Below are 2,490 nucleotides of genomic sequence, written 5' to 3'. Positions count from 1 at the left end.
CGTGACCGACCGCCACCCCCTTCGGCACACCCGTCGAACCAGACGTGAACATCACATACGCCACATCCGACCCCGACACCCGCACACCCGGGACACCATCCAACCCACCGAACAACTCATCCACCGGCACCGCACCCGGCACCTCCAGCTCCCGATCCGCCACCACCAGACCGACCTGACCCAGCACCAACTCCCGCCGCGCCACCGGCCACCCCACATCCACCGGCACATAACCCGCACCGGCCTTAGCGATCCCCAGCAGCACCGCCACCAGATCCGCCGACCGCTCCATCACCACCCCAACAAGATCCCCACGCCCCACACCCCACTCGGCCAGGCCACACGCCACCCGATCCGAACGCTCCGCCAACTCCCCGTACGACCACTCCAGACCGCCCTCACCAACCACCGCCACCGCGTCGGGCGCCTCCACCACACGCGCCGCGAAAAGCTCCACCAGCGACTCCGCCGCGACAGGCCGCGCGGTGTCGTTCCACTCCGCCACCACCCGCGACCGCTCCGCCTCTCCCAGCACATCAATCTCGCTCAGCCGCACCCCGGGATCAGCAGCCACGGCCTCCAACACCCGCACCAACCGCGACGCCAACAACCGCACCGAACCCTCATCGAACAAATCCGTCGCGTACAGCAGGCCACCGGTCAATCCCGCCGGGTCGCCCTCGCCGTCCCGCCGCTCGGCCAGGGTCAGCGACAGGTCGAACTTGGCGGTCGACTCCTGCGATGTGGCCTCCAGCGGCCCGACCCGCAGCCCGGGCAGATTCCAGCGCCCCTGTGACTCGGGCAGGTTCTGGAGGACGAACATGATCTGGAACAGCGGGTTCCGGGCGAGCGAGCGGGCAGGGTTGATGTCCTCGACCAGCCGCTCGAAGGGCAGGTCCTGGTGCGCGTACGCGGCCAGATCGGCCTCCCGTACGCGGTTCAGTACCTCGTCGAAGCTCGGGTCGGCGCTCAGATCGGTGCGCAGTACCAGGGTGTTGACGAAGAAGCCGGCCAGGTCGTCCAGCGCCGCGTCCCCGCGGCCCGCCGTCGCCGTACCCACCGGGATGTCCGTGCCCGCGCCCATCCGGGACAGCAGCACCGCCAGAGCGGCGTGCACGACCATGAACATCGTGGCCCGGCCGTGCCGCGCCAGTCCCACCAGCCGGGCATGGGTCTCCGCGTTCACCTCCACCGGCAAGGTGCGCCCGCGGAACGTGGAGGTGGCCGGGCGGGGCCGGTCGGTCGGCAGGTCCAACTCCTCCGGCGCACCGGCGAGGGCCTGCCGCCAGTAGTCCAACTGCCCGCTGACCATGCTGTCCGGGTCGTCGAGATCGCCCAGTTCCTCGCGCTGCCAGAGCGCGTAGTCCGCGTACTGCACGGGCAGCGGCTCCCAGCCCGGGAGTCCGCCCTGTCGACGGGCCGTGTAGGCGGCGCCGATGTCGCGGGCGAGGATGCCCATCGACCAGCCGTCGACGGCGATGTGGTGCGCCACGATCAGCAGGACATACTCCGTGGGCCCCGTCCTGAGCAGCCGGATCCGCCAGGGGAGGTCGACGCTGATGTCGAAACCGCGGCCCACGTGGCCTGTAAGGGCGTCCTCGATCTCGTCCTCGGAGGTCTCGACGACGACCAGCGGCGGCCTGCCGGTGGCGCCTTCGAGCACCTGCTGGCGGGGTACGCCCGCGGTCTCCGGGTAGATCGTGCGCAGGCTCTCGTGCCGATCGGCGACATCGCCGAGCGCGGCCTCCAGCGCCGTGAGGTCAAGTTCGCCCGACATCCGCAGGGCCAGGGGGAGGTTGTACGCGGCGCCCTCGCCCGCGCCTTCGAGCTGGTTGAGGAACCACATCCGCTGCTGCTCGTACGACAGCGGCAGTACGTCTGGTCGCGGCTGCGGCGTCAGCGCAGTGCGCGTCTGGCCGGCTGCCACGCCGACCAGCCCGGCAGCTCCGACAACCGATGGGGCAGCGAAGAGCTCGCCGATACTGAGTTCCGCTCCCAGGACGGCACGGATGCGGGCGAGTAGCCGCATGGCCAGCAGCGAGTCGCCGCCCAGGTCGAAGAACGAGGCCTCGGCGTCTGCCCATTCGAGCCCGAGCACCTCGGCGAAGAGCCCGGCGACGATCTCCTCGGTCGGGGTGGCCGGGCCTCGGCCGACACTCGGACCGGCGAAGTCGGGGGCAGGGAGGGCGGATCGGTCCAGCTTGCCGTTGACGGTGATCGGCAGGGCGTCGAGGGTCACGAAGGCGGCCGGGACCATGTACTCCGGCAGCCGTTCGGCGACGTACTCCCGCAGCCCGGCCGGGCCGGCCCCGCCGTCAGGTACGACGTAGGCGACGAGCCGCTTGTCACCCTCGCGGTCCTCACGCACGACGACCGCGACCTGACCCACGCTCTTGTGGGCGGCGAGGACCGTCTCGATCTCACCGGGCTCCACCCGGAACCCGCGGATCTTCACCTGCTCATCCGCACGGCCCGCGAAGACCAGCTCAC

Annotated in this window: 1 protein-coding gene; it reads right to left on the bottom strand. The window is 70.7% G+C overall.

The features are described from left to right. A partial coding sequence (locus tag ACIPC1_RS40275; RefSeq protein ID WP_402526822.1) for a condensation domain-containing protein occupies positions 1–2,490 on the bottom strand: 2,490 nt, incomplete at both ends.

Source organism: Streptomyces sp. NPDC087263 (assembly GCF_044744645.1).
Classification (GTDB): Bacteria; Actinomycetota; Actinomycetes; order Streptomycetales; family Streptomycetaceae; genus Streptomyces.
Note: the sequence above shows the minus strand (reverse complement) of the source record. Positions and strands in the feature narration are given on the sequence as shown.